This is a genomic window from Pseudomonas sp. 203-8 (assembly GCF_020708595.1).
Classification (GTDB): domain Bacteria; phylum Pseudomonadota; class Gammaproteobacteria; order Pseudomonadales; family Pseudomonadaceae; genus Pseudomonas; species Pseudomonas aeruginosa.
Window position 1 is genome coordinate 244,039 of sequence record NZ_JAJFDF010000002.1, and the last position, 24,735, is coordinate 268,773.

The following is a 24,735-nucleotide window of genomic DNA, read 5'->3' on the forward strand; positions in this document are numbered from 1 at the left end:
CCGTTTAAGGACCCTACGTGAGCAAGTCCCTGCAAGCCATTCGTGGCATGAACGACATCCTGCCGGAGCAGACTCCGGCCTGGCGCTATCTGGAACGCACCTTCGCCGGCCTGCTGGACGGCTACGGCTACAGCGAGATCCGCCTGCCCATCCTCGAGTTCACCGAACTCTTCGCCCGCGGCATCGGCGAAGGCACCGATGTGGTCGACAAGGAGATGTACACCTTCCTCGACCGCAACGGCGAATCCCTGACCATGCGTCCGGAAGGTACCGCCGGTTGCGTGCGCGCCGTGCTGGAGCACGGCCTGAGCGGCGGTGGCCAGGTGCAGAAGCTCTGGTACACCGGGCCGATGTTCCGTTACGAGAAACCGCAGAAAGGTCGCTACCGGCAGTTCCACCAGATCGGCGTGGAAGTCTTCAACCTGCCCGGTCCGGACATCGACGCCGAGTTGATCATCCTCACCTGGCGCCTGTGGCAGAAGCTCGGCATGGCCGACGCGGTGACCCTGCAGCTCAACACCCTCGGCTCCAGCGAGGCCCGCGCACGCTATCGCGAGGCCCTGGTGGCCTATCTGCAGGAGCGCTTCGAGCAACTCGACGAAGACAGCCAGCGGCGCATGACCACCAATCCGCTGCGAATCCTCGACAGCAAGGTGGAGAGCACCCAGGCGTTGCTGGTTGGCGCGCCGACCCTGCACGACTATCTCGACGAAGAATCGATCGCCCACTTCGAGGGTCTCAAGGCCCGCCTGGATGCTGTCGGACTGCGCTACGAAATCAACCAGAAGCTGGTGCGCGGCCTGGACTATTACTGCCGCACGGCTTTCGAATGGGTCACCGACAAGCTTGGCGCCCAGGGCACCGTTTGCGGCGGTGGCCGCTACGACGGGCTGGTCAGCCAGTTCGGCGGCAAGCCGACCCCGGGCGTCGGTTTCGCCATGGGCGTGGAACGCCTGGTGCTGCTGCTGGAAACCTTGGGGGTGATCCCCGCCGAACTGAACCGTCCGGCCGACCTCTACGTCTGCGCCTTCGGCGAACCGGCCGAGCTGGCCGCCCTGACCCTGGCCGAACAGTTGCGCAGCGCCATTCCCGGCATACGCCTGCTGGTCAATGCCGGCGCCGGTAGCTTCAAGAGCCAGTTCAAGAAGGCCGACAAGAGCGGCGCGCGCTTTGCCCTGATCCTCGGGGAGGACGAGGTGGCCAATCGCGTGGTAGGTTTCAAGCCCCTGCGTGACGAGGGCGAGCAACAAAGCATTGCCTGGGATGCTCTGCCCGAGCACCTGGCAGCCTGTCTGGCACAGGCTTGAGAACATAAAGAATAGGAGTGATTGGGGTGACATCGCGTACCGAAGACGAAGACCTGGCGCAGATCAAGGACTGGTGGCAGCGCAACGGCAAGCCCCTGGTCACCGGCGGCATCCTCGCGCTGGCAGTGGTATTCGGCTGGCAGGCCTGGCAGAAGTACCAGACCAACCAGGCGCAGGGCGCCTCGATCGTCTACCAGCAACTGATCGAAACCGCGCTGAATCCGGCCGGCCAGCCGGATCCGGCGAAGGTGGCGGAGCTGGCTGGCAAGCTGAAGAGCGAGTTCGGCGGCACCCATTATGCCCAGTACGGCAGCCTGTTCGTGGCCAAGGTCGCGGTCGACAGCGGCAAGCTGGATGACGCCGTTGCCGAGCTGAAGGCGGTCATGGACAAGCCGGCCGACGCCACCCTCGGCGAACTGGCGCGGCAGCGCCTGGCCCGGGTCCTGGCGGCCCAGGGCAAGGTCGAGGAAGGCCTGAAGCTGCTCGATGGCGATGCCGACAAGGCCTACGTCTCGACCCGCGAGGAGCTCAGGGGCGACCTGCTGGTGCAGCTCAAGCGCACCGACGAGGCGCGCGCGGCCTACGAGAAAGCCAAGCAGTCGCTGCCCGAAGACGGTGCCGGCGATGCCCTGCAGATCAAGCTCGACGACCTGTCCAAGGGAGAGGCCTGAGATGGTGCAATGGAAACACGCGGCGCTGCTCGCCCTGGCCCTGGCGGTCGTGGGTTGCAGCAGCAACAGCAAGAAGGAACTCCCGCCCGCCGAACTGACCGACTTCAAAGAGGAAGTCGTGTTGAGCAAGCAGTGGAGCCGCTCGGTCGGTGATGGCCAGGGTGACCTGTACAACCTGCTCGAACCGGCCGTCGATGGTTCCACCATCTACGCCGCGTCCGCCGAAGGGCGGGTGATGGCGATCCAGCGCGAGACCGGCGACGTGCTCTGGAAGAAGGACCTGGAACGTCCGGTTTCCGGCGGTGTCGGCGTTGGCTACGGCCTGGTGCTGGTGGGTACCCTGCGCGGTGACGTGATCGCCCTCGACGAAGCCACCGGCAAGAAGAAGTGGACCAAGCGAGTCAACAGCGAAGTGCTGTCGGCGCCGGCCACCAACGGCGACGTGGTGGTGGTGCAGACCCAGGACGACAAGCTGATCGGCCTCGATGCGGCCAGCGGCGACCAGCGCTGGATCTACGAAAGCACCGTGCCGGTGCTGACCCTGCGCGGCACCGGCGCGCCGCTGATCGCCGGCAACATGGCCCTGGCCGGCCTGGCCAGCGGCAAGGTGGTGGCGGTCGACGTACAGCGCGGCCTGCCGATCTGGGAGCAGCGGGTAGCGATTCCCCAGGGGCGTTCCGAACTGGATCGCGTGGTGGACATCGACGGCGGCCTCCTGCTGTCCGGCGACACCCTCTACGTGGTCAGCTACCAGGGCCGTGCCGCGGCGCTGGACGTGAACAGCGGCCGCCTGCTCTGGCAGCGCGAAGCGTCGAGCTACGTCGGCGTCGCCGAAGGCTTCGGCAATATCTACGTCAGCCAGGCCAGCGGTTCGGTGGAAGGCCTGGACTCGCGCGGTGCCTCTTCGCTGTGGAACAACGACGCCCTGGCGCGTCGCCAACTGTCGGCTCCGGCGGTGTTCTCCAGCAACGTGGTGGTCGGCGACCTGGAAGGCTACGTGCATCTGCTGAGCCAGGTGGACGGTCGCTTCGTCGGTCGCGAGCGGGTCGACAGCGATGGCGTGCGGGTTCGTCCGCTGGTGGTCGGGAGCTGGATGTACGTGTTCGGCAACGGTGGCAAGCTCGTCGCCTACACCATCCGCTAGACTGGGTTTCAAGTGTCCGGCCGCTGCCGTCCGACGTCAGCGGCCTTTGTGTTTTCTGAATTCTCGTGGAGAGCCGCATGGTTCCCGTTATTGCCCTGGTGGGTCGCCCGAACGTCGGCAAGTCCACTCTGTTCAACCGCCTGACCAAGTCGCGCGACGCCATCGTGGCGGAGTACGCAGGCCTGACTCGCGATCGCCAGTACGGCGAGGCGCGCTGGCAGGGCCGCACCTATATCGTCATCGATACCGGAGGCATCTCCGGCGATGAGGAAGGCATTGATGCGAAAATGGCCGAGCAATCGTTGCAGGCCATCGAGGAGGCGGATGCCGTCCTGTTCCTGGTCGATTCGCGCGCCGGCATGACCGCCGCCGACCAGATGATCGCCGAGCACCTGCGCAAGCGGAACAAGCGCAGCTTCCTGATCGCCAACAAGGTCGACACCATCGATCCCGATCTCGCTCGCGCCGAGTTCAGCCCGCTGGGCCTGGGCGATGCGCTGCCGATCGCCGCCGCCCACGGTCGCGGCATCAACCATATGCTGCAGGAAGCCCTGGGGATCTTCCCCAAGGACAACGCGGAGGAAGAGGGCGAGGGCGAGCCGGCGAGCGAAGAGGTCGCCGAAGGCGAGGAACCGACCCGGATTCCCGGTCCCAGCGAGAAGGACGGGATCAAGATTGCCATCATCGGCCGGCCCAACGTGGGCAAGTCGACCCTGGTCAACCGCATGCTCGGCGAAGAGCGGGTGATCGTCTACGACCAGGCCGGCACCACCCGCGACAGCATCTACATCCCGTTCGAGCGCAACGAGGAGAAGTACACCCTGATCGACACCGCTGGCGTGCGGCGTCGCGGCAAGATCTTCGAGGCGGTGGAAAAGTTCTCGGTGGTGAAGACCCTCCAGGCGATCCAGGACGCCAACGTGGTGATCTTCGTCATGGACGCCCGCGAAGGGGTGGTCGAGCACGACCTCAACCTGCTCGGCTTCGTCCTCGAGACCGGCCGTGCCCTGGTCATCGCCCTGAACAAATGGGATGGCATGGAGGTGGCCGAGCGTGACTACGTGAAGACCGAACTGGAGCGGCGCCTGCTGTTCGTCGACTTCGCCGACATCCATTTCATTTCGGCCCTGCATGGCACCGGCGTCGGCCATCTCTACAAGTCGGTCCAGGAGTCCTTCCGTTCGGCGGTGACCCGCTGGCCGACCAGCCGCCTGACCAGCATCCTCGAGGACGCCGTGCAGGTGCACCAGCCGCCGATGGTCAACGGTCGCCGGATCAAGCTGCGCTACGCCCACCTGGGCGGCGCCAATCCGCCGCTGATCGTGATCCACGGCAACCAGGTGGACGCGGTGCCGAAGGCCTATACCCGCTACCTGGAGAAGACCTACCGGCGGGTATTGAAGCTGGTCGGTACGCCGATCCGCATCGAGTACAAGGGCGGCGAGAACCCCTACGAGGGCAAGAAGAACTCGCTCACCGCGCGCCAGGTCAACAAGAAGCGCCGGCTGATGTCGCACCACAAGAAAGCCGAGAAGAAGAAGAAGGACAAGCGCCGCTGAGGGTGGTGTTTCCTTCGTCGAAAGGCCCGGCAGGTATCCCTGTCGGGCCTTTTTCATTGGCCGCGGCTGTAGCCCGCGGGACGAACCAGGCCGCCGGCGTTGACCGCCGATTCCCTGTCGTGGCGACGAATGATCGCGAGGTGGTTATTCGTCCTGCGCCATCGCCTGGCGCATATTCCCCTCTGACCTGAAGCGGTCACGGTTTTTTCTAAGGCGTGCCCCTGCAGCGTCGCTCCCGGATCGGCTATCCTGCCCTGCCACCCGTCTGGCCGGGCTGTCGTCCGGCGAGTCTCTGCAGGAAGTCCCGATGATTCAGAGCAAGCTGCCGAATGTCGGCACCACCATCTTCACCCGCATGTCGCAACTGGCCGCCGAGTGTGGCGCGATCAACCTCTCCCAGGGCTTTCCCGATTTCGACGGCCCGCCGGAGTTGCGCGAGGCGGTAGGCAGGCATATCGCCGCCGGGCACAACCAGTACGCGCCGATGACCGGCTTGCCGGCCCTGCGCGAGCAGGTGGCGAAGAAGATCGAGCAGTTCTATGGACGCCGGGTGAGCGCCGACAGCGAGGTGACCATCACGCCGGGGGCGACCGAGGCGATCTTCAGCGCGATCCAGGCGCTGGTCCATCCGGGCGACGAAGTGGTGGTACTCGACCCGTCCTACGACAGCTACGAACCCTCCGTGCAACTCGCCGGCGGGCGTTGCGTGCACGTGCCGCTGGTGCTGCCGGACTTCTCCATCGACTGGCAGCGCATGGCCGAGGCCATCGGGCCGCGTACCCGGCTGGTCATCATCAATACCCCGCACAACCCCAGCGGCGCGCTGATCAGCCGCGAGGAACTGGACCGCCTGGCCGCGCTGATCCGCGACCGGGATATCTATCTGATCAGCGACGAGGTCTACGAGCACCTGGTGTTCGATGGTGTCGCCCATACCAGCGTGCTGTCCCACGACGAGTTGTATCCGCGTTCCTTCGTGGTCAGTTCGTTCGGCAAGACCTACCACGTCACCGGCTGGAAGACCGGCTACGTGGTCGCGCCGCCGGCGCTCAGCGCGGAGCTGCGCAAGGTTCACCAGTACGTCAACTTCTGTGGCGTCACGCCGCTGCAATGGGCATTGGCGGACTACATGGCCGGCCATCCGGAGCACTTGCGGCAATTGCCCGGCTTCTACCAGGCCAAGCGCGACCTGTTCTGCGACCTGCTGCTGGACTCTCGCTTCCGTTTTACCCGTGCGCCGGGCACCTACTTCCAGTGCGTGGACTATTCGGCCATCCGTCCGGACCTGGACGACGTGGCCATGGCCGAGTGGCTGACCCGCGAACACGGAGTGGCGGCGATCCCGGTTTCGGTGTTTTATGAAAAGGCTCCGGACGCCATGCGGCTGGTCCGGTTCTGTTACGCCAAACGCGAGGAGACGCTGCGTCAGGCAGCGGAAAAGCTATGCGCGATCTGACGGTTCTGCCGGACCTGGACATCGCCCTGGTCCAATCCTCCCTGGTCTGGCACGACGCCCAGGCCAACCGCGAGCATTTCGCCGCCCTGCTGGAGAGCGCCGCCGGTGCCGACCTGGTGGTCCTCCCGGAGATGTTCACCACGGGTTTCAGCATGGCTTCGGCCGAGCAGGCCGAGCCCGAACTGGGGCCGACCCATGCCTGGCTGCTGGAGCAGGCCCGGCGCCTTGGCGCGGTGGTCACCGGCAGCCTGATCGTCCAGCTCGCCGACGGCAGCCATCGCAACCGCCTGCTCTGGGCGCGTCCGGACGGCGAGATGCTGCACTACGACAAGCGCCATCTGTTCCGCATGGCCGGCGAACACGAGCACTACAGTCCCGGCGAACGCCAGGAACTGTTCGAACTCAAGGGCTGGCGGGTGCGCCCGCTGATCTGCTACGACCTGCGTTTCCCGGTGTGGAGCCGCGACCCGCACGACACCGACCTGTTGCTCTACACCGCCAACTGGCCCGCGCCTCGTCGACAGCACTGGAACCGCCTGCTGCCGGCGCGGGCGATCGAGAACCTTTGCTACGTGGTGGCGGTGAACCGTATCGGCGAAGACGGCAACGCCTTGCGCTACGCTGGGGATAGCCAGGTCCTGGACTTCCAGGGCGACAGCCTGTTCAACGCGGCGGACGCCGACGGCGTGTTCCGCGTCCGGCTGGACGCGGCGGCACTGGCGGCCTATCGCCAGCGTTTCCCGGCCTACATGGACGCGGATCGCTTCGAAATCCATCCTTGAGTGCCGGAACGTCCGCTTCCGGTCGATGTCCGAGGCCATGACCCGGCGCTGCGCATGATGGCGCAGTGCCGGGAATGGAGTTACCCGTATCCCGCGGCGCCGCGCCGTGGGCATCAGATCAGGAGGAAGACCAATGGGACTGCTCGATTCGATTCTCGGTTCGGCGCTGGGTGGCTCTGAAGGACAGGGAGGTGCTCGCGATCCGAAAGTGGCCCTGTTGATCGGGCTGGTGACCATGCTGATGTCGCGCCAGGGCGGTGCGGCACAGGGCGGTGGCGATGGCGGTGGTCTGCTCGGTTCGCTGGGCAGCATCCTTGGTGGTGCCGGCGGCGGGGCCGCGAGCGGCGGGCTGGGTGGCGTCCTCGGCGATCTGCTCGGTGGCGCCGCGGGCGGTGCCGGGCAGGCGGCGCCGGGCGTGGAGGCCGGCTCACTGGGCGGACTCGGCGGGTTGTTCCAGATGCTCCAGAACGCAGGCCTGGGCGATGCCCTGAATTCCTGGATCGGCGGTGGGCCGAACCAGTCGGTGTCGGCGGCGGACATTTCCCGGGTCTTCGGCGACGGTCAATTGCAGCAACTGGCGGACTCCGCCGGAGTCAGCCAGGGCGAGGCGGCCGAACACCTGAGCAGCCTGCTGCCGGAACTGGTCAACAAGCTGACGCCGGACGGCCAGGCGCCGCAGGGCGACCTGGACATCGGTTCGCTGCTGGCGCGCTTCAGCTAAGGCTTTCCCGTCGATGCGGAGCGGATAGCCGCGATACGGTTATCCGCTCCACTCAACGGGGCGAGGCCGCCCTCGACGGCAGGTCGGTCAATAGGCGCTGGCGCTGTCCAGGCGGTGGATCGCCTGTTCGTCGAGCTTCAGGTGGGTGGCGGCGATCAGGTCGTCGAGCTGTTCCAGGCTGGTGGCGCTGGCGATCGGCGCGGTCACCGTCGGACGAGCGATGAGCCAGGCCAGGGCGACCTGGGTCGGGTTGGCGTTGTACTGCTCGGCCACTTCGTCGAGCGCCGCGAGGATGGCCACGCCGCGCTCGTTGAGATAACCCTTCACCTTCTCTCCCCGGGCTCGCCCGGCGGTGTCGGCCTGGTTGCGGTACTTGCCGCTGAGGAAGCCGCTGGCCAGCGAGTAGTAGCTGATCACCCCGATACCGAGTTCTTCCACCGTCGGCTCCAGGTTGGTCTCGTAGTCGGCACGATCGTACAGGTTGTATTCGGGTTGCAGGCTCTGGTAGCTCGGCAGGTTAAGCCGGGCGCTGACCTGGCGCGCTTCGAGGAGGCGCCGGGCGTCGTAGTTGGAGGCGCCGATGACCCGTACCTTGCCTTTCTTGATCAGTTCGCCATAGGTGGAAAGGGTTTCCTCCAGGTCGGTGTGGGGATCGTCGGTGTGCGACTGGTAGAGGTCCAGGTAGTCGGTCTGCAGGCGTCGTAGCGAGCGCTCCAGGGCCTGCTCGATATAGGCGGCGGAGAGGCCTTTGTGGCCATTGCCCATGTCCATCCCGACCTTGCTGGCGATCACCATGCGGTCGCGTTTGCCGGTGCGTTTCAGCCACTTGCCGATGAGGGTTTCCGACTCGCCGCCCTGGTGCCCGGGAACCCAGCGCGAATAGACGTCGGCGGTGTCGATGCAGTTCAGGCCGGCGTCGAGCAGGGCGTCCAGCAGCCTGAAGGAGGTGCTTTCGTCGGCAGTCCAGCCGAAGACGTTGCCGCCGAATACCAGTGCCGGTATCTCCAGGCCGGAGTTGCCGAGTTTGCGTGTGGTCATGCGTCATCCCTCCTGAGTGCGGTCCTGTGTGGGCGCTTTCGTTCGCACGTCTTGCTGTGACTCCCGGCGGGCGCGGAATGTTCAGCCGGCGCGCAGCGTCCTATAGACTCTGCCGGTTGCCGGGATTTTCCAATGCCGGCCCTGGTAAAGCTTCAGTAAATATCCGCAGGGAGCACACGCATGAACAGCGACACCGAGAATCCGTTCCGCCCACCGGAGGCCCGCCTGGACGAGCCTGACGCCACCCATGGCGAGCCGCTGTACAGGCTTTCCGCGATCGGTCTGGGTACCTTCATCGGCACGCCCCTGGCCGGTGCCTTCCTCGCGGCGGTGAATCTCCGTCGCCTGGGACGGGCGCAGGAAGTCGGGAAAACCTGGCTGGTCGGCCTCTGCCTGTTTGTCCTGCTGCCAGTTCTGGGCGCGATACTGCCGGAGAACATCCCCTCGATCGGCTTCACGGTGGCGCAGATATTCGGCATGGTCTACTACGCCAAATCAGCCTTCGGTCCGGCCCTGGACAGCCACAAGGCAGCGGGCGGAGCGTTCATTTCCAACTGGCGGGCGGCGGGGATCGGCCTGCTGTTCATGTTGGTGGTCCTGTCGGTAGCGATCCCGGTGGTGATGCTGGTGGTGTGAGGGGCAGCCCGCGCTTTGCCTTATCATGAGTTCTTTATCCGCGATGACTGGCCATGACTACACAACGCTACCTGCTCGATGAACTGGAAACCGCCGACATGCTCGAGATCGACGGTCTGCACGCCTGGCGCTTCGAACTCAACGAGAACCTGCTGGACCAGGCGGACCTGGCGGCGGAAGCCGACCAGCCGTTCGCCAGCGAAGACTGGGTGCTGGCGGTGGAAAGCCTGGATGGACGCACCCGTCGCGAGTGGCGTTTTTCCTACAACGCGGTGATGGAAGCCGAGCCCCAGGCCGATGGCGAGTCCTGGCGCCTGACCACAGGGGAGGGGGCGTACCAGCTCCGTTGCCTGGGAGCGGTCAGCGCCAGCGGCGAGGATGAGTGAAGCGACTCAGCTGAAAGATGCCCATGAAAAAAGGGAGCCGCCTGGCTCCCTTTTTCCCTTCCGTGCCGGTCAGGCCGCCTTGGCCTCGGCCTGGGTCACCGCGCGGTTCAGCGCGCTGAACAGGGCGCGGAAGCTGGCGGTGGTAATGTTCTCGTCGATGCCGATGCCGTGCAGCGGGCGCTGGCCCTCCAGGCGGATCTCGATATAGGCCGCGGCCTTGGCATTGGCGCCGGCGCCGATGGCGTGCTCATGGTAGTCCATGATTTCCGCCTTGACCGGCAGGGCGGCCACCAAGGCTTCCAGCGGTCCCTTGCCGATCCCGCGCCAGTGCTGCTTCTCGCCGTCGAAGGAGACTTCCAGGTCGACGGCGCTGGTGCCGTTCTCTTCCTGCAGGCGATGGCTGGCGAGGACGTAGGGCGAGGTCGCCTTGAGGTATTCGTTTTCCAGCAGCGAGTAGATCTGTTGTGCGGTCATTTCCAGGCCGAGACGGTCGGTCTCGCCTTGCACTACCTGGCTGAACTCGATCTGCATGCGCCGCGGCAGGCTGATGCCGTACTCCTGTTCGAGCAGGAAGGTGATGCCGCCCTTGCCGGACTGGCTGTTGACCCGGATCACCGCTTCGTAGTCGCGGCCGATGTCGGCCGGATCGATCGGCAGGTACGGCACTTCCCAGATCGCGTCTTCCTTCTGCTGGGCGAAGCCCTTGCGAATGGCATCCTGGTGCGAGCCGGAGAAAGCGGTATGGACCAGGTCGCCGACATATGGATGGCGCGGGTGGACCGGCAACTGGTTGCATTCTTCGACCACCTTGCGCACCGCGTCGATGTCGGAGAAGTCCAGTTGCGGATGCAGGCCCTGGGTGTACATGTTCAAGGCCAGGGTCACCAGGTCGACGTTGCCGGTGCGCTCGCCGTTGCCGAACAGGCAACCTTCGACGCGGTCGGCGCCGGCCATCAGGCCCAGCTCGGTGGCGGCCACGCCGGTGCCACGGTCGTTGTGGGTGTGCAGGCTGATGATCACGCTGTCACGCTTGTCGACGTGGCGGCCGAACCATTCGATCTGGTCGGCGTAGACGTTCGGCGTGGCGCACTCCACGGTGGCCGGCAGGTTGAGGATGATCTTGTTGTCCGGGGTCGGTTGCCAGACGTCGATCACCGCGTTGCAGACCTCCACCGAGAACTCCAGCTCGGTAGAGCTGAAGATTTCCGGCGAGTACTGGAACGACCACTGGGTATCCGGTTGCTCGGCGGCCAGCTTCTTGATCAGTTTCGCGGCGTTGGTGGCGATGTCCACGACGCCCTGCTTGTCCTGGTTGAAGACGATGCGGCGGAACGACGGGGCGGTGGCGTTGTAGACGTGGACGATGGCCTTCTTCGCCCCGCGCAGGGATTCGAAGGTGCGGGTGATCAGGTCTTCGCGGGCCTGGGTCAGCACCTGGATGGTGACGTCGTCCGGGATGTGGTTGCCTTCGATCAACTCGCGGACGAAGTTGAAGTCGGTATCGGAAGCCGACGGGAAGGCCACTTCGATCTGCTTCAGGCCGACCTGCACCAGGGTCTTGAAGAATCGCATCTTCTTCGCCGCGTCCATCGGTTCGATCAGCGACTGGTTGCCGTCGCGCAGGTCGGAACTGCACCAGATCGGCACCTCGGTGATGGTCTTCGACGGCCAGGTGCGGTCGGGCAGATTGATGGCCGGGAATGGGCGGTATTTCTGCGAAGGGTCTTTCAACATGCTCATGGGGCTAATCCTTTGGAGTCGGTTCCTGGGCCGGCGGGGCCAGGCGAACGCAGTGACGAGATGAAGAGAAGCGTCGCTCAGCCACGCAGTCGCGGGCTGACCAGGCACAGGCAGGCGTGTTGGCGGAGCAGGATGAGGGTGTGTGGTGTTTTCATGCGTACCACACTAGTGAGACTGCATTTGAATGGCAAGCATTAAAGGAAAATTAGTAGAATTTCCCATTTGTGCGGCTTTTGTGGGTTTTTATTCTTTCTCTGCGGCGAAAGCTTGTCCTCGATTGCGCCGCCGGCACGCTCTCCGCAACGGAAAATTCTGCGGCCCCATGCCGCAGAAGAGGCAGCCGCCCTTGTGCGATCATTTCGTTCCCTGTGCCTGGGGCGTATAACGACAGGCGCATTCTTCTTTTCGGCATGACCCGGCGCGAGCGGCCATCCGGCCCGCTACGCGGTGGTCTTCATTCAAGACGGCGGGAGTCGCAGGTGGCGACCACTCTGAAACGACAAGGCATCGGTGCATGGCTGGCTCTGTTCGCCATGCTGATGATCTTCGTCGGGCCGCTGATCTCCCAGTCGATGCCGATGGACCACCCGATGCCGATGGGCGTGGGGATGGGCCACGAAGGCATGTCCCACGAGAGCATGGACCATGGCGACATGGCCCATGCCGGCTGTTCCGATGCCCAGCGCTCCGTCGTCCATGCCGGCATGCCGGGGATGGGCGGCGAGGAAGGCAATCGCCTGGCCAGCGACGTGCTCTGGGAGAAGTGCGGTTATTGCAGCCTGTTGTTCCACAGCCCGCCGCTCACCGAAGACGCCTGCCTGGCGCTGTTCTCCGTTCCCTTCGCGACGGCGCCCGCCGTCGCTTTCCTGAACGAGGCGTTCGTCGCCTCGCCGGTGTTTCCCGGCGCCCGTACCCGTGCGCCGCCGTTCCTGATCGCCTGACCTCTTTCAATCCGATAGCCGCCGCTTCCTGGGGGCACCGGCGCGTCTTCGCCGCGCCGGTGACGCGAGCCTGGCCGGGTGCCTGCTCGCCGTGGGGGCGGGGCGGAAGTCACATAGATCATGGAAAAACGTATGTCTACTCAACAACGAGCGGCCGGCAACGCCTGCCCGACCGCCGCTTTCAGCTTCGACCCTGCCCGTCTCGCACAACGCCGCCGCTGGGCGGGAGCCTTCGCCGCACTGTGCGGCCTGGCCCTGTCTCCGTCGGCGCTCCTGGCCGAGGAACACTCACAGCACCAGGATCACGCCGTGGAGCTGGCGCCGAGCGTGGTCACCGGAGTCGCCCAGAGTTCGCCGCTGACCATCGTCACCAATCCCAAGGAGCCGCGCCAACCGGTGCCGGCCAGCGATGGGGCCGACTACCTGAAGACCATTCCCGGCTTCGCGGTGATCCGCAACGGCGGCAGCAACGGCGACCCGGTGCTGCGCGGGATGTTCGGTTCGCGCCTGAACATCCTCACCAACGGCGGCATGATGCTCGGTGCCTGTCCGAACCGGATGGACGCGCCGACCTCCTACATCTCGCCGGAAACCTACGACAAGCTCACCGTGATCAAGGGCCCGCAGACGGTGCTCTGGGGGCCGGGCGCGTCGGCCGGGACGATCCTCTTCGAGCGTGAGCCGGAGCGCTTCGGCGAACTCGGCTCGCGGGTCAACGCCAGCCTGCTGGCCGGCTCCAATGGCCGCTTCGACAAGGTGCTGGACGCCGCCGCCGGCAACCGGCTCGGCTACCTGCGCTTCACCGGCAACCACGCGCAGTCCGACGATTACGAGGACGGCGCCGGGAATACCGTGCCGTCGCGCTGGAAGAAGTGGAACGGCGACGTCGCGGTCGGCTGGACCCCCGACGAGGACACCCTGATCGAACTCACCGCCGGCAAGGGCGACGGCGAGGCACGCTACGCCGGGCGCGGCATGGACGGCTCGCAGTTCAAGCGCGAGAGCCTGGGCCTGCGCTTCGTCAAATCGAACGTCAGCGATGTGCTGGAGAAGGTCGAGGCACAGGTCTACTACAACTACGCCGACCACATCATGGACAACTTCCGCCTGCGCACTCCCGACCCATCCAGCATGATGCCCATGCCGATGGCGTCCCAGGTGGACCGACGCACCCTCGGCGGTCGCCTGGCGGCCACCTGGCGCTGGGACGACTTCAAGCTGGTCACCGGGGTCGACGCCATGCGCAACGAGCACCGCGCGCGCGGCTCCAAGTACGACATGATGACCGACTACTACACCGACGCCGACCAGTTCCCCTGGAACAAGGACGCGGTGTTCCACAACTACGGGGCCTTCGGCGAACTGACCTGGTTCGCCGCCGAGCGCGACCGGCTGATCGGCGGGTTGCGCCTGGACCGCGCCTCGGTCAAGGACTACCGGCAGACCCTGAAGTCCGGGCACATGGGCCACGCCATGGCCAACCCGACGGCCAACGACACCCGCGCCGATACCCTGCCCAGCGGCTTCGTGCGCTACGAGCACGACCTCGCCGACTCGCCGACCACCCTCTACGCCGGCCTCGGCCATGCCGAGCGCTTCCCCGACTACTGGGAGCTGTTCTCGCCCAAGCGCGGGCCGAACGGGTCGGTCAACGCCTTCGACAAGATCAAGCCGGAAAAGACCACCCAGCTCGACTTCGGCCTCCAGTACAACGGCGACAAGCTGCAGGCCTGGGCCTCCGGCTACGTCGGGGTGGTCCAGGACTTCATCCTGTTCAGCTATCGCGAGGGCATGATGGGTTCCTCGACCCAGGCGACCAACGTCGACGCGCGGATCATGGGCGGCGAGCTGGGCGCTTCCTACCAGCTCACCGGCAACTGGAAGACCGACGCCAGCCTGGCCTATGCCTGGGGCAAGAACAGCTCCGACGACCGCGCGCTGCCGCAGATCCCGCCGCTGGAAGCGCGCTTCGGCCTGACCTACGAGGAAGGCGACTGGAGTGCCGGCAGCCTGTGGCGGGTGGTCGCGCCGCAGAATCGCATCGCCAGGGACCAGGGCAACGTGGTCGGCAAGGACTTCGACAAGAGCGCCGGCTTCGGCGTCTTCTCGCTCAACGGCGCCTACCGGGTGACTCGCAACGTCAAGCTGAGCGCCGGTGTCGATAACCTGTTCGACAAGGATTACACCGAGCACCTGAACAAGGCCGGCGACGCCGGCTTCGGTTTCTCCGCCAACGAAACGGTTCCCGAGCCGGGCCGGACCTTCTGGACCAAGGTCGACTTCAGCTTCTGAACCTTCAACGAGGCCCCGTCCAGCGGGGCCCGCCTTGCCTGTGTGCGCTCCGATGAGGTGATCCATGCAATCGAACGAAAAGAACGGCCGTGACTTCTACGCGCTGGCCTGGCGCTGGCATTTCTACGCTGGCCTGTTCGTCGCGCCCTTCATGATCCTGCTGGCGCTGACCGGAATCGTCTACCTGTTCAAGCCGCAACTGGATGCGCTGCTCTATCCGCAACTGCTGCGGGTCGAGGCCGGTGCGCAGATGCGCAGCGCCGACCAGTTGCTCGCCGGGGTGCGCCAGGCGCACCCGCAGGCCGCCGTCAGCCAGTACCTGCCGCCGAGCGAGGCGGGGCGCAGCGCGCAATTCGTGATTGGCGAAGAGGGCAGGCAATGGAACCTCTTCGTCGATCCCTACAGCGGGCGCGAACTCGGCCGCCAGGATGCGCAGCTGAATCTCCAGGCGGTGGCCCGGGCACTGCATGGCGAGCTGATGGTCGGGACCGTCGGCGACCGGCTGATCGAGCTGGCCGCCGGCTGGGGCATCGTCCTGGTGGTCTCCGGTCTCTATCTGTGGTGGCCGCGCGGGCGGGCGGCGAGCGCGCTGTTCTGGCCGCGCCTGCACCTGCGCGGACGACCGCTGTGGCGCGAGCTACATGTGCTCGCCGGTTTCTGGGGCAGCCTGCTGTTGCTGTTCATGCTGCTCAGCGGGATGACCTGGACCGGCTACTGGGGCAAGCAGTTCGCCGATGTCTGGAACCGCTTCCCGGCGGCGATGTGGAACGATGTGCCGACCTCCGACATGCAGGCCGGTAGCCTCAACAGCGCGTCGCGCCAGCAGGTGCCCTGGCCGCTGGAGAACACTCCGCTGCCGCGCTCGCAGCCGCCGGCGGCCGACGCCCATGCCGAGCATCGCGGGCATTCCGCCCAGGCCGGGCACGCGATGCCGATGGACATGCCGATGCCGGCGGGCATCCCTCTGCAAAGGGTGGTGGATATCGCCCGCGAGCGCGGCGTGGCGGCGGGCTACGGGATCGCCCTGCCGAGCGGGATGGAGGGGGTCTACACGATTTCCGTGTTCCCCGACGATCCGCGCCACGACGCCACCCTGCACATCGACCAGTACAGCGGCAAGGTTCTCGCCGACGTGCGTTGGCAGGACTACAACGCGGTGGCGAGGAGCGTGCAGATGGGCGTCGTGCTGCACGAAGGCAAGCTCTTCGGCCTCGGCAACCAGTTGCTGATGCTCGCGGTCTGCCTGGCGATCCTGCTCAGCTCGGCGAGCGGCCTGTGGATCTGGTGGAAGCGCAAGCCGGCCGGACGCCTTGGCGTGCCGCCGCTGCGCCACGAGCTGCCGCGCTGGAAGAGCGGCATCGCCATCATGCTGGCGCTGGGCGTGGCCTTCCCGTTGGTGGGGGCCTCGCTCCTGCTGGTCTGGGCGCTGGACTGGCTGGTGCTGTCGCGGCTGCCGGCGGTTCGCCGGGTCCTGGCTTGAGACCTGCTGCCCGGCGCTCAGTCGAGGTCGAGCTGGCGGGTCTTCCAGAGTGCCGCCAGCAACAGCACGCAGAGCAGCGCCTCGGCGCCGAGCCAGAGGAAGGTGGTTAGCGCCGGCGAGGCGTCGATCAGCACACCGTAGAGACGCGCCGCGCCGCCGCTGGCGATCACCGCCAGGGCGGCGAGCAGGCCGAGCACCAGGTAGCGGGGGCGCAGGGCGGCATAGCCGAGCAGCAGGCCGATGCCGAAGCTGGTGCCGCCGTAGCTGGCGCGCAGGTCGGTGAGGGCGGCGGGGGTGAGCGGTTCGCCGCTGGTGAGCAGGGAGGCGAGCGGGCCGGGGAAGAAGACGAAGCCCAGGCCGAGGACCACGAACAGTGCCGAGCACAGCCAGAGCAGGCGAAGCGGGTGAGTCATGCGGTGTCTCCCTTGGTCATGAAAGGGGCGCATCGACGCGCCCCCTGTTCCTTCTGACCTCAGCCGGTGCCGCGTTGCTCACTTCTCAGGGCTGGAAGGCACCGATGAAGATTGCCGGGTCGACTCGCGCGTCGTTCAGGCTGACGTTCCAGTGCATGTGCGGTCCGGTGGCCCTGCCGGTGGCGCCGACCTTGCCGAGTACGCCGCCGCGCGGCACCTGCTGGCCGAGCTTCACGTCGATCTTCGACAGGTGGCAGAACATGCTGATGAAGCCCTGGCCATGGTCGACGAACACCGTCTTGCCATTGAAGAAGTAGTCGCCGATGAGGATCACCTTGCCGGCCGCCGGCGCCTTGATCGGCGTACCGGCCGGTACCGCGAAGTCTAGACCGGAATGCGGGTTGCGCTCTTCGCCGTTGAAGAAGCGGCGCAGGCCGAAGGGGCTGGAGAGCGGACCGTCGACCGGCTTGTCGAGCATCAGGTTGCTGGGCAGGCCGGGACTGAAGCGGCGGTAGGCGGTGGTCTGCTCGGCGAGTTCGCGCTCGATGCGCTTGAGGTCTTCCGGCAGCGGATTGACCTGGCGCTTGTTCTTCAGGGTGATGCGCTGCTCGCGGTAGTGCTTGCTGCCGACGCTGAAGCGTTCCTCGTGGTTGCCGGTCGCCGCCCGCACTTCCAGCTTCTGCGGGCCGGGCTTGGTGCTCAGCGGGATGCCGACCACGGCGATCCAGCGGCGGCCTTCCTCGCGCACCACCAGCACCGGCTTGCCCTGGTAGAAGGCCCGCGGCGGCGGGCCTTCCTCGCCGAGGTCGACCACCGCCACCCCGCCGGGCACCGGCTTGTTCAGCAGGCGCATGATGAAGCTGTCGGCTTGGGCGGGCAGGGCGCAGAAAGCGGCGAGCAACAGCGTGGAAACGAAGGCTAGGGTGCGGGGCATCGGCTTCTCGACTCGTCGGGCGTCAAAGCCGTCTATGCTGGCGGAAGAGCGCGGCGGGGGAAAGCCCGCAAGGGTTGCAAACGTTTTCACCTGCGGCACTCTGTCGCGCCTGGCGTTTTTACTTTTGCCCCGCGCTCAGGCATAAAGGGCCCATTCTCCGGAGAACCGACGATGCCCCTGTCACGGCGCCCCGTGGCCTGGCTGGCCAGCCTGGCCGTGCTGATGAACCTGTTCGTGGTGCCGCTTTCGCAGGCGCTGACGACGCAGGAGCGCGCCTCGTTGCTGCTCGGCGGCTTCTGCAGCACCTCGTCCGATTCGCTGCTGCGCCTGAAGCTGAGCGCCGCGCTCAAGGACATCGATCTTCCCGACGACCACGAGAGCCTGGCCCCGCACCTCTGCTGCTGCGCCGGCGCCGCCGGCACGCCCGGACTGGTCGCCTCCTGGCCGGCATTGCCGCTGGCGCCGCTGGCCAGCCCGGCCCGTAACGCCTTCTCCGCCACCGACCTGCCTCCCCTGCGCTATTGGCGCCTCGCCAATCCGCGCGCCTCTCCTGTCGCCTGACTCCTCCCCCGCGCCTTCGACAACCTGGACCTTCGGGTCGGGGCAGGTCGCGGCGCAATACCCTAGCTTCCCCATGGAATCGCCGGTCCGACGGAAAAAGACCGGTCATACGCTACTGGAGAGTCACCATGCGCACATCCTTCTTCGCTGCCGCGGCCCTGCTGGCCGTTTCCGCTTTCGCCCAGGCCCACGAGTACAGCGCCGGCCAACTGCACATCGAGCATCCCTGGGCGCTGGCCCTGCCGCCGACCTCGCCGAACGGCGCGGCCTACTTCGTGGTGCAGAACCACGGCAAGGAAAACGACACCCTGCTTGGCGCCGACACGCCGCGCGCGGCTTCCGCCGAGGTGCACGAGCATGTGCACAAGAACGGCATGATGAGCATGCAGAAAGTCGACAGCGTCGACGTCGCACCAGGCAAGGACCTGCGCTTCGCTCCCGGCGGCTACCACCTGATGCTGATGGGCCTGAAGCAGCCACTGGTGGCCGGCGAGCGCTTCCCGCTGACGCTGCATTTCCGCAAGGCCGGCGACGTGCCGGTGGAAATCGTCGTCGAGTCCAAGGCGCCGGCCGAACAGGGCGGGCACGAGCAGCACGGCCACTGAGCGCCGTGTCGAGCAGGGGCGCCCGGCGCCCCGCCTTTGCGTGCGAGGTTCAGAGCATGAACAGCAACAGATATCCCTTGCCGGCGCAGACCGGCCTGGTGGTGGCTCCCGGCCTGCCGCCGAAGAACTCCACCCTGCGTCCGGACCAGCTCAACAAGCGCCTGAGCAGCGCCTGGCACCATCTCTACGACCTTTGCCCGGAACTGCTGAAGATCGATCCGCCGGATGGCCTGACCATCCTCCGTGGTTTCCTGCAATGGGCGGCCGAGCAGAAGGCCGCCTGGAACTGGGCGATGCACCTGCGCCTGTACTGCTGGCTGTTGCAGTCGCCGTTCGGCGCCAAGGTGACCGACGAGCATCTGGAGGTGCTGATGGACGCCTCCGCCGCGCGCTGGACGGTGGACGACACCAGCGCCAACCGCGGCATCCTCCTGGCCAGCCAGGGCGGCGCGCACATCACCCAGGACTGGAAGGCGCCGCAGGCCGGCGCCGGCACGCGTGTGCCGCTGGAGCGCCTGGACCTGCCGGCGCCGAACTGGACATTCGCCTATTGCGCGGTGCCCGACACGCGGCTGCGCGAGTTCCCGGGCTGGAAGCCGTTGCCGGCGCGCGGCTCGCTGGTCGGCTGAGCGCTCGCCGCCCCGCGTGGGGGGCGGCGCCGTTTCAGCGGTTGGCCAGGGCTCGCTGGTTGGAGTCGTAGATGTTGTCGCGTTCCGGAACGTGCCGGCCGGCGAGGCTTTCCAGCCACTCCTCGGTGCTGAGCACGGCGGCGAAGGAGGACTGCAGGACGATGCCGAAGATCCGGTGGATCTCTTCCGCGCTGGCCTGGCCGGCGCGGTTGCGGTAGGGCACCGAGCCGCTGGCGTCGTGCAGGTATTCCACCTGCCAGCCTTCGTGGATCGCCTGGCGGATGGTCGAGTCGTCGCAGTGCTGGGTCATGTAGCCGACCACGGCGAGGGTGTCGATGTCGCGCTCGCGCAGCCAGTCGGCCAGCCCGGTGCCGACGAAGGAACTGGCCAGTTGCTTTTCCACCTTGTGCTGGTAGGGCCGCGAGGCGACCACCTCGTGCAGCTCGGCCTGCCGGCTGCCGCGCGCGAACAACGGCGAGTCCGCCGGTGCCAGGTGCTGCACCACGACGATCGGGATGCCCGCCGCGTGGGCGGCATCCATGGCGGCGCCGATGCGTTCCAGCGACGATTGGATGGCGGGAAATTTGATACGCAGGTTGCCGCTGACGTATTCGTTCTGTACGTCGATGACCAGCAAGGCGCGTTTGGGTTGACGTGCGGACATGGCGTTTCCTCCTGAGTGGGTGAGGCAGATTCTGGTCCCGGCGCGGCGTAGCGAGTGAGTGGCCTGAGAGACAACTTTCGCTAGAATCGGGCCAACCCGCTCATACCCACCGAGGTGCGCATGTCCCGCCAGTCCGTGGCCGTGGTGGCCTTCGACCGCATCAGTCCGTTCCACCTGTCGGTGCCCTGCCTGGTGTTCGGCCAGGAGTGCTACGACCCCTGCGCGCAGGCCTTCGACCTGCGTGTCTGCGCCGCCGAGCCGGGCCGGCTGCGAACCACGGTGGGGTTCACCATCGAGGCCGAGGCCGGGCTGGAAGCGCTGGCCGAGGCGCAGACCGTGATCGTGCCGAGCTGGCGCGATCCACACGAGCGTCCGCCACAAGCGCTGCTGGATGCGTTGATCGCGGCCCGTGCACGCGGTGCGCAACTGGTGGGCTTGTGCCTGGGGGCCTTCGTGCTGGCCGAGGCCGGGTTGCTCGACGGTCGCCGCGCCACCACCCACTGGATGTGGGCGGAGGATTTCGCCGGGCGCTTCCCTGCGGTGCGGGTGGAGCCCGACGTGCTGTACATCGAGGACGACGGCCTGCTGACCTCGGCAGGCACCGTCGCCGGCATCGACTGCTGTCTGCACCTGGTCCGCCAGCGGCTCGGTGCGCAGACTACCAATCACCTGGCCCGGCGCCTGGTGGTGGCGCCGCATCGACAGGGCGGCCAGGCCCAGTTCATCGAGCAGCCGCTGCCGGACAGTGCCCAGGACGGCCGTCTCGGCGAGCTGCTGGTGTGGCTGCGGCAGAACCTCGACCAGGCGCACAGCCTGGACAGCCTGGCACAGCGGGTGCTGATGAGCCGGCGGACCTTCACCCGGCATTTCCGCCAGCTCACCGGCACCACCGTCAACCAGTGGCTGCAGGCCGAACGCCTGGCCCTGGCCCAGCGCCTGCTGGAAACCACCGAGCATTCGGTGCAGGCGATCGCCGGGCTGGCCGGCTTCGGTTCGGCGGTGTCGTTGCGCCAGCAGTTCTCCGCCGCGTTCGGCCTGCCGCCGCTGGGCTACCGGCGCGCCTTCGCCTCCTAGTCCGCCGGAGGGCGCTTCTGCAACTGCTGGCGCCAGAGCGCGTCCATCGCCTGCAACTGCACCGGGCCGAACAGCGCCTGCGTCGCGCCGGTGTGCCAGGCCCAGAGCTGGTCGCCGAAATCGTAGTGCCACCATTCGCTGGGCAGGTTGCTGAAACCGGCGTCGAGCATCGCGTGATAGAGCAGGCGACGGTGATCGCGGACGCGTCGCTGGCGCGTGTCGGGCTCCGCCAGGCGTTCGAAGTAGGCGGTGTAGGAGGCCGGCACAGCTTCGTCGAAGGCGCTGCCCATGTCCAGCCAGCGGCCCTGGGCGTCGCACAGGGTGACGTCCACCGCGCCGCCGGTGAGATGCGGGCTGGGCGCCTCGCGGCTGCTGCTCGGCGGCGAGACGAACTGGCGGGTGAGCCGTTCCAGCTCGGCCTCGCCGGCCCGTGGGTAGTGCGCGGCCAGGGCGCTGGACAGGCTGTCGTAGAGATACTGCTGCACGGCGAACGGCCGCCAGGCGTCCAGCACCACCAGGCGCACGCCGCCGGGGAGGGCGGCGGCGACCCGCAGGAGACGCTCGAAGACCTCGCCGCGAGCGTGGCACTCCGGGATCGCGTGAGGAATGCCGAGCTTGTGGTAGGCCGGCCAGACGCTGAACTCGCGGCTCAGCCCGAGCGCCTCCAGCGGCGTGCCGGCATCGACGATGGGGATGCCGGCCACGGCGTGCCAGTCGGGCTCCGGGAGAACGGGGATGGCTTGGGTGAAGTCGGTCATGGCGTCAATTGAGCAGGTGTGGCAGCCACAGGGTCAGGGACGGGAACAGGATCAGCAGCGACAGCACCCCCAGGGCCACGAGGATGAACGGCCAGATACCCTTGAACATTTCCAGGATATCGAGGCGGCTGATGGTCGCCACGATGAACAGGCAGGCGCCCATTGGCGGGGTGATCAGGGCGATGGTGATGTTCAGGGTGAAGATCAGCCCCAGGTGCACCGGATCCACGCCGGCGGCCAGCGCCACCGGAGCGACTATCGGCGTCAGCAGCATCAGTACCGAGACTTCTTCCATGAGCATGCCGCAGACGAAGATCACTGCGCTGATGATGAACAGCATCAGGGTCGGCGAGTGGCCGAACGGCTCCAGCAACTGGGCGAACTCGCTGGCGACCTGGGCGTAGTTGAGCAACCAGTTGACCACCGAAGCGGCGGCGATGATCACGTAGATGCTGGCGGTCAGGCGTACCGTCTCGCGCAGCGAGTTCCACAGCCCGACCAGGCTCAGTTGGCGCTGGAGCAGACCGACCAGCGCCACGTAGAGAGCGATCAAGGCGCCCGACTCGGTGGGCGTGACCAGTCCCAGGACGATTCCGGCGACGATGATCACCGGCGCGATCAGCGCGGTCAGGGCGCCGGACAGCGCCGCCAGGATCTCGCCCCAGGCCGGCGCCGCATGGCGCGCCTGCAGCCCGTTGCGGTAGGCGTACACCGCGTTCAGCAGCATGAAGGCGGCGGCCAGCAGCAGGCCGGGAATCACCCCGGCGAGGAACAGCTCGCCCACCGAGGTGTTGGTCAGCGAGGAATAGAGGATCATGAAGATGCTCGGCGGGATGATCGGACCGATCAGCGAGCTGCCCGCGGTCAGCCCGGCGGCGAAGCGCCGCGAGTAGCCTTCCTTTTCCATGGCCGGCACCAGCAGGGTGCTGAGTGCCGAAGCGTCGGCCGCGGCGGACCCGTTGACCCCGGCGAAGAACACCCCGGCGACCACGTTGACGTGGCCGAGGCCGCCGCGGAAGTGGCCGACCAGGGCGTTGGCCAGGCGCATCAGGCGCGGGGTCATGCCGGAATGGTTCATCAGGTTGCCGGCCAGCACGAACAGCGGGATCGCCATCAGCGAGAAGATGTCCATGCCGCCGAAGAAGCGCTGCGGCAGGGTGTTGGCGAACAGCGCCGGGTCGACGAAGAGGAACCCCACCAGCGCGGTGAGCAGCAGGCAGAGGAACAGCGGCAGGCCGAGCAGGAGGTTGACCACGAAGGCTGCGATCATGGCGATGGCCATCATGCCTGCGACCCTCCCTCGACGGTGGTGCTGGCCGGCTGCCGCGGCCAGGGCCCCTGGAGCAACAGCATGAGGGTCAGCAGGCCGAAGCCGAGCGGCAGGCTGAGCAACGGCCAGGTGCGGCTGATGCCCAGGCCGAGGCTGCGGAAGCGCCCGGCGTTCAGCGCGTAGCGGGTGCTGACCCAGGCGGCGAAGGCGAAGAAGGCCAGCGCCAGCAGCCACTGGTAGAGCCTGAGGGCCTGCGCCAGGCGCGGCGGCAGGCGTTGTTCCAACAGGTTGACGCGCATGTGCCCGCCTTCCATCCATACCGCGCCGAGCGCCAGCATTACTGCGCCGATGATGAGGTAGCGGGCCAGTTCGTCCATCCAGATCGGCGAGCTGCCGAGCAGGTAGCGGGCGAACACGCCGTAGATGAGCAGGACCAGGTCGAGCAGCAACAGCAGCGTGGCGAGGTTCAGCAACGCGGCGCGCATGCCCTTGAGCAATGACGGCATGGGAGGCACTCCGGAAAGTCGGACAGGCGCGCCCGGCCGACGGCAGCGGCCGTCGGGGGGCAACGCGCGAAGGTCAGGGGGCGGTGGCGAGACCGGCGTCGCGGAAGGCCATCTCGGTCCAGCGCGGCTCGATGTCCTGGGTCTTCAGCCAGGCCAGGTAGGACGGCTGGCCTTTCTCGCGGAAGGCGGCGAGGTCATCGGCGGACGGCTGGATGATCTGCATGCCCTTTTCCTTGAGGAACGCGAGGTCGCGCTCCTGCTGGGCAGCGACCGCCTCGCGGTTCAGCCGGGTGGCTTCGGCGGCGGCGTCGAGCAGGGCCTGGCGCTCCTTTGCCGGGAGGCTGGCGAGCAGATCGCCGTTGGCCACCAGGAACTGGTCGGAGTACTGGATGTTGGCCAGGGTCAGGTACTTCTGCACCTGGTAGAGGCTGCCGAGGATGATGTAGGAGGTCGGGTTCATCTGGCCGTCGGCGACGCCGGTGCGCAGGCCCATGTACAACTCGGTCCAGGGGATCGGCGTGCCGGAGGCGCCGAAGGCTTCGTAGAGCGCCACCTGGCTGGGATCCATGGCGCGGAAGCGCAGGCCCTGGAAGTCCGCCGGGCCGTGGATCGGCTTCTTGCCGTTGGTGAAGTTGAGGAAGCCGCCTTCCTCGACCACCGCCAGCAGCTCGGTGCCGGTGCGCTCGCGGAAGGCCTCGCGGGCGGCCTGCCAGTAGCTGCCGCTGTCGAAGAAGGCGTGGGCCGCGGCGGCGTCCTTGAACATGAAGGGCGTGGCGCTGACGTAGATCTCCGGGAACAGCGGGGCGATCCCGGCGAACGAGGCGATGTTCAGGCCGGGGCCGGTCATCACCTGTTCCATGCGCTGCTCCTCTTCGCCGAGCATGCTGTTGGGGTAGAGCTTGAACTGCAGTTCGCCGCCGCTCTTTTCCTCGGCCAGGCGCTTGAGGTTGCTGGCGAACAGGTGCACCAGGTTCTTCTCGCTGTCGGCGGCGCCGTTATAGCTCAGGTTGAGGGTGGTGGCGGCCTGGGCGAGGCTGCCGCCCAGGCCCAGGGCGGCGGCCAGCAGTCCGGCGGCGAAGCGGCGGGCGAGGCCGTGGCGCGGATTCGTGTGCATGTTGTTTTCCTTATGGCAGTCCGAACGGTCGGGGGATCGGCGGCACTTCTTGTC

General features: G+C 66.9%; 25 protein-coding genes. 16 read left to right on the forward strand and 9 right to left on the reverse strand.

The annotated features are described in order from the left end of the window. Positions 1 to 17: 17 nt before the first annotated feature. The 7 genes from hisS to LJF27_RS04665 all read left to right on the forward strand — a co-directional run bounded on the left by hisS (position 18) and on the right by LJF27_RS04665 (position 7,640). Positions 18 to 1,307: a histidine--tRNA ligase gene (hisS, locus tag LJF27_RS04635; protein ID WP_003092797.1), complete on the forward strand. Its 1,290-nt coding sequence runs from the start codon at positions 18 to 20 to the stop codon at positions 1,305 to 1,307. Positions 1,308 to 1,333: 26 nt separating this feature from the next. After that, positions 1,334 to 1,978: a YfgM family protein gene (locus tag LJF27_RS04640; protein ID WP_003106650.1), complete on the forward strand. Its 645-nt coding sequence runs from the start codon at positions 1,334 to 1,336 to the stop codon at positions 1,976 to 1,978. A gap of 1 nt (position 1,979) precedes the next feature. Then, positions 1,980 to 3,122: an outer membrane protein assembly factor BamB gene (bamB, locus tag LJF27_RS04645; protein WP_003092789.1), complete on the forward strand. Its 1,143-nt coding sequence runs from the start codon at positions 1,980 to 1,982 to the stop codon at positions 3,120 to 3,122. 77 nt (positions 3,123 to 3,199) lie between these two features. Then, positions 3,200 to 4,681 (forward strand): ribosome biogenesis GTPase Der, encoded by a 1,482-nt coding sequence (der, locus tag LJF27_RS04650; protein ID WP_023117138.1) that lies wholly within the window; start codon positions 3,200 to 3,202, stop codon positions 4,679 to 4,681. Positions 4,682 to 4,988: 307 nt separating this feature from the next. Next, entirely contained in the window at positions 4,989 to 6,137 is a 1,149-nt protein-coding gene (locus LJF27_RS04655; RefSeq protein WP_003119292.1) for a pyridoxal phosphate-dependent aminotransferase, read from the forward strand. Next, complete coding sequence (locus tag LJF27_RS04660) at positions 6,125 to 6,919, forward strand: amidohydrolase (protein WP_003106646.1); 795 nt, start codon at positions 6,125 to 6,127, stop codon at positions 6,917 to 6,919. The genes LJF27_RS04655 and LJF27_RS04660 overlap by 13 nt, the downstream gene beginning before the upstream one ends. Positions 6,920 to 7,052: 133 nt before the next feature. Further along, the gene (locus LJF27_RS04665; RefSeq protein ID WP_003113804.1) at positions 7,053 to 7,640 is read left to right on the forward strand and encodes a YidB family protein; all 588 of its coding nucleotides are present in this window, start codon (positions 7,053 to 7,055) and stop codon (positions 7,638 to 7,640) included. Between the two features lie 87 nt (positions 7,641 to 7,727). Here the strand turns inward: LJF27_RS04665 and LJF27_RS04670 are convergent, their stop codons facing one another. After that, complete coding sequence (locus tag LJF27_RS04670; RefSeq protein WP_003107361.1) at positions 7,728 to 8,678, reverse strand: aldo/keto reductase; 951 nt, start codon at positions 8,676 to 8,678, stop codon at positions 7,728 to 7,730. A gap of 180 nt (positions 8,679 to 8,858) precedes the next feature. On the opposite strand from LJF27_RS04670, the gene LJF27_RS04675 reads away from it, so the two are divergent. Continuing rightward, positions 8,859 to 9,314, forward strand: coding sequence for a hypothetical protein (locus LJF27_RS04675; RefSeq protein ID WP_003107363.1), 456 nt, complete (start codon positions 8,859 to 8,861; stop codon positions 9,312 to 9,314). 53 nt (positions 9,315 to 9,367) lie between these two features. Then, a complete protein-coding gene (locus LJF27_RS04680; protein WP_003092770.1) occupies positions 9,368 to 9,700 on the forward strand; it encodes a DUF5629 family protein in 333 nt (110 codons plus the stop codon). 69 nt (positions 9,701 to 9,769) lie between these two features. Here the strand turns inward: LJF27_RS04680 and leuA are convergent, their stop codons facing one another. Continuing rightward, the gene (gene leuA, locus LJF27_RS04685) at positions 9,770 to 11,440 is read right to left on the reverse strand and encodes a 2-isopropylmalate synthase (RefSeq protein ID WP_003092766.1); all 1,671 of its coding nucleotides are present in this window, start codon (positions 11,438 to 11,440) and stop codon (positions 9,770 to 9,772) included. 479 nt (positions 11,441 to 11,919) lie between these two features. Here leuA and LJF27_RS04690 point away from each other — a divergent pair, with 479 nt between their 5' ends. The 3 genes from LJF27_RS04690 to LJF27_RS04700 all read left to right on the forward strand — a co-directional run bounded on the left by LJF27_RS04690 (position 11,920) and on the right by LJF27_RS04700 (position 16,153). Further along, positions 11,920 to 12,381, forward strand: coding sequence for a DUF2946 domain-containing protein (locus tag LJF27_RS04690; RefSeq protein ID WP_023117137.1), 462 nt, complete (start codon positions 11,920 to 11,922; stop codon positions 12,379 to 12,381). 120 nt (positions 12,382 to 12,501) lie between these two features. Further along, a complete protein-coding gene (locus LJF27_RS04695) occupies positions 12,502 to 14,673 on the forward strand; it encodes a TonB-dependent copper receptor (protein ID WP_003122105.1) in 2,172 nt (723 codons plus the stop codon). A gap of 64 nt (positions 14,674 to 14,737) precedes the next feature. After that, on the forward strand, positions 14,738 to 16,153 hold the full coding sequence (locus tag LJF27_RS04700) for a PepSY-associated TM helix domain-containing protein (protein ID WP_003105378.1): 1,416 nt from the start codon (positions 14,738 to 14,740) through the stop codon (positions 16,151 to 16,153). A gap of 17 nt (positions 16,154 to 16,170) precedes the next feature. On the opposite strand, the gene LJF27_RS04705 is transcribed toward LJF27_RS04700, so the two are convergent. Further along, positions 16,171 to 16,566 carry a DUF4345 domain-containing protein gene (locus tag LJF27_RS04705; protein WP_003092748.1) on the reverse strand — a complete coding sequence of 132 codons (396 nt, stop codon included), beginning with the start codon at positions 16,564 to 16,566 and terminating at the stop codon, positions 16,171 to 16,173. Between the two features lie 85 nt (positions 16,567 to 16,651). Beyond that, positions 16,652 to 17,500, reverse strand: a complete 849-nt coding sequence (locus LJF27_RS04710) for a M23 family metallopeptidase (RefSeq protein ID WP_023117136.1) — start codon at positions 17,498 to 17,500, stop codon at positions 16,652 to 16,654. Positions 17,501 to 17,671: 171 nt separating this feature from the next. Between LJF27_RS04710 and LJF27_RS04715 the strand changes: the two genes are divergently transcribed. The 3 genes from LJF27_RS04715 to LJF27_RS04725 all read left to right on the forward strand — a co-directional run bounded on the left by LJF27_RS04715 (position 17,672) and on the right by LJF27_RS04725 (position 19,295). Further along, the gene (locus LJF27_RS04715) at positions 17,672 to 18,061 is read left to right on the forward strand and encodes a DUF2946 family protein (protein WP_015502430.1); all 390 of its coding nucleotides are present in this window, start codon (positions 17,672 to 17,674) and stop codon (positions 18,059 to 18,061) included. A gap of 128 nt (positions 18,062 to 18,189) precedes the next feature. After that, positions 18,190 to 18,666, forward strand: coding sequence for a copper chaperone PCu(A)C (locus LJF27_RS04720; protein ID WP_003109794.1), 477 nt, complete (start codon positions 18,190 to 18,192; stop codon positions 18,664 to 18,666). Positions 18,667 to 18,722: 56 nt separating this feature from the next. Next, a complete protein-coding gene (locus LJF27_RS04725) occupies positions 18,723 to 19,295 on the forward strand; it encodes a putative natural product biosynthesis protein (protein ID WP_016253048.1) in 573 nt (190 codons plus the stop codon). Between the two features lie 34 nt (positions 19,296 to 19,329). Here LJF27_RS04725 and LJF27_RS04730 read toward each other — a convergent pair whose 3' ends face one another. Next, positions 19,330 to 19,959: a cysteine hydrolase family protein gene (locus tag LJF27_RS04730; RefSeq protein ID WP_023117135.1), complete on the reverse strand. Its 630-nt coding sequence runs from the start codon at positions 19,957 to 19,959 to the stop codon at positions 19,330 to 19,332. Positions 19,960 to 20,079: 120 nt separating this feature from the next. Between LJF27_RS04730 and LJF27_RS04735 the strand changes: the two genes are divergently transcribed. Next, positions 20,080 to 21,033, forward strand: coding sequence for a GlxA family transcriptional regulator (locus tag LJF27_RS04735; protein WP_003092735.1), 954 nt, complete (start codon positions 20,080 to 20,082; stop codon positions 21,031 to 21,033). Here the strand turns inward: LJF27_RS04735 and LJF27_RS04740 are convergent. From LJF27_RS04740 to dctP, 4 genes are all read right to left on the reverse strand, one after another. Continuing rightward, on the reverse strand, positions 21,030 to 21,791 hold the full coding sequence (locus LJF27_RS04740) for a M15 family metallopeptidase (protein ID WP_003105392.1): 762 nt from the start codon (positions 21,789 to 21,791) through the stop codon (positions 21,030 to 21,032). The two genes, LJF27_RS04735 and LJF27_RS04740, sit on opposite strands and share 4 nt — an antisense overlap. Positions 21,792 to 21,795: 4 nt before the next feature. After that, on the reverse strand, positions 21,796 to 23,076 hold the full coding sequence (locus tag LJF27_RS04745; RefSeq protein ID WP_023117134.1) for a TRAP transporter large permease: 1,281 nt from the start codon (positions 23,074 to 23,076) through the stop codon (positions 21,796 to 21,798). Further along, positions 23,073 to 23,567, reverse strand: a complete 495-nt coding sequence (locus LJF27_RS04750) for a TRAP transporter small permease (protein ID WP_003162603.1) — start codon at positions 23,565 to 23,567, stop codon at positions 23,073 to 23,075. The genes LJF27_RS04745 and LJF27_RS04750 overlap by 4 nt, the downstream gene beginning before the upstream one ends. 73 nt (positions 23,568 to 23,640) lie before the next feature. Beyond that, complete coding sequence (gene dctP, locus LJF27_RS04755) at positions 23,641 to 24,681, reverse strand: TRAP transporter substrate-binding protein DctP (RefSeq protein ID WP_003118314.1); 1,041 nt, start codon at positions 24,679 to 24,681, stop codon at positions 23,641 to 23,643. Positions 24,682 to 24,735 lie beyond the last annotated feature (54 nt).

What these genes read in the sequence shown, in the direction of transcription:
- bamB (WP_003092789.1), top strand. Translation starts at nt 1,980, where the DNA reads ATGGTGCAATGGAAACACGCGGCGCTGCTCGCCCTGGCCCTGGCGGTC.
- der (WP_023117138.1), top strand. Translation starts at nt 3,200, where the DNA reads ATGGTTCCCGTTATTGCCCTGGTGGGTCGCCCGAACGTCGGCAAGTCC.
- LJF27_RS04655 (WP_003119292.1), top strand. Translation starts at nt 4,989, where the DNA reads ATGATTCAGAGCAAGCTGCCGAATGTCGGCACCACCATCTTCACCCGC.
- LJF27_RS04660 (WP_003106646.1), top strand. Translation starts at nt 6,125, where the DNA reads ATGCGCGATCTGACGGTTCTGCCGGACCTGGACATCGCCCTGGTCCAA.
- LJF27_RS04665 (WP_003113804.1), top strand. Translation starts at nt 7,053, where the DNA reads ATGGGACTGCTCGATTCGATTCTCGGTTCGGCGCTGGGTGGCTCTGAA.
- LJF27_RS04670 (WP_003107361.1), bottom strand. Translation starts at nt 8,678, where the DNA reads ATGACCACACGCAAACTCGGCAACTCCGGCCTGGAGATACCGGCACTG.
- LJF27_RS04675 (WP_003107363.1), top strand. Translation starts at nt 8,859, where the DNA reads ATGAACAGCGACACCGAGAATCCGTTCCGCCCACCGGAGGCCCGCCTG.
- LJF27_RS04680 (WP_003092770.1), top strand. Translation starts at nt 9,368, where the DNA reads ATGACTACACAACGCTACCTGCTCGATGAACTGGAAACCGCCGACATG.
- leuA (WP_003092766.1), bottom strand. Translation starts at nt 11,440, where the DNA reads ATGAGCATGTTGAAAGACCCTTCGCAGAAATACCGCCCATTCCCGGCC.
- LJF27_RS04695 (WP_003122105.1), top strand. Translation starts at nt 12,502, where the DNA reads ATGGAAAAACGTATGTCTACTCAACAACGAGCGGCCGGCAACGCCTGC.
- LJF27_RS04700 (WP_003105378.1), top strand. Translation starts at nt 14,738, where the DNA reads ATGCAATCGAACGAAAAGAACGGCCGTGACTTCTACGCGCTGGCCTGG.
- LJF27_RS04705 (WP_003092748.1), bottom strand. Translation starts at nt 16,566, where the DNA reads ATGACTCACCCGCTTCGCCTGCTCTGGCTGTGCTCGGCACTGTTCGTG.
- LJF27_RS04710 (WP_023117136.1), bottom strand. Translation starts at nt 17,500, where the DNA reads ATGCCCCGCACCCTAGCCTTCGTTTCCACGCTGTTGCTCGCCGCTTTC.
- LJF27_RS04715 (WP_015502430.1), top strand. Translation starts at nt 17,672, where the DNA reads ATGCCCCTGTCACGGCGCCCCGTGGCCTGGCTGGCCAGCCTGGCCGTG.
- LJF27_RS04720 (WP_003109794.1), top strand. Translation starts at nt 18,190, where the DNA reads ATGCGCACATCCTTCTTCGCTGCCGCGGCCCTGCTGGCCGTTTCCGCT.
- LJF27_RS04725 (WP_016253048.1), top strand. Translation starts at nt 18,723, where the DNA reads ATGAACAGCAACAGATATCCCTTGCCGGCGCAGACCGGCCTGGTGGTG.
- LJF27_RS04730 (WP_023117135.1), bottom strand. Translation starts at nt 19,959, where the DNA reads ATGTCCGCACGTCAACCCAAACGCGCCTTGCTGGTCATCGACGTACAG.
- LJF27_RS04735 (WP_003092735.1), top strand. Translation starts at nt 20,080, where the DNA reads ATGTCCCGCCAGTCCGTGGCCGTGGTGGCCTTCGACCGCATCAGTCCG.
- LJF27_RS04740 (WP_003105392.1), bottom strand. Translation starts at nt 21,791, where the DNA reads ATGACCGACTTCACCCAAGCCATCCCCGTTCTCCCGGAGCCCGACTGG.
- LJF27_RS04745 (WP_023117134.1), bottom strand. Translation starts at nt 23,076, where the DNA reads ATGATGGCCATCGCCATGATCGCAGCCTTCGTGGTCAACCTCCTGCTC.
- LJF27_RS04750 (WP_003162603.1), bottom strand. Translation starts at nt 23,567, where the DNA reads ATGCCGTCATTGCTCAAGGGCATGCGCGCCGCGTTGCTGAACCTCGCC.
- dctP (WP_003118314.1), bottom strand. Translation starts at nt 24,681, where the DNA reads ATGCACACGAATCCGCGCCACGGCCTCGCCCGCCGCTTCGCCGCCGGA.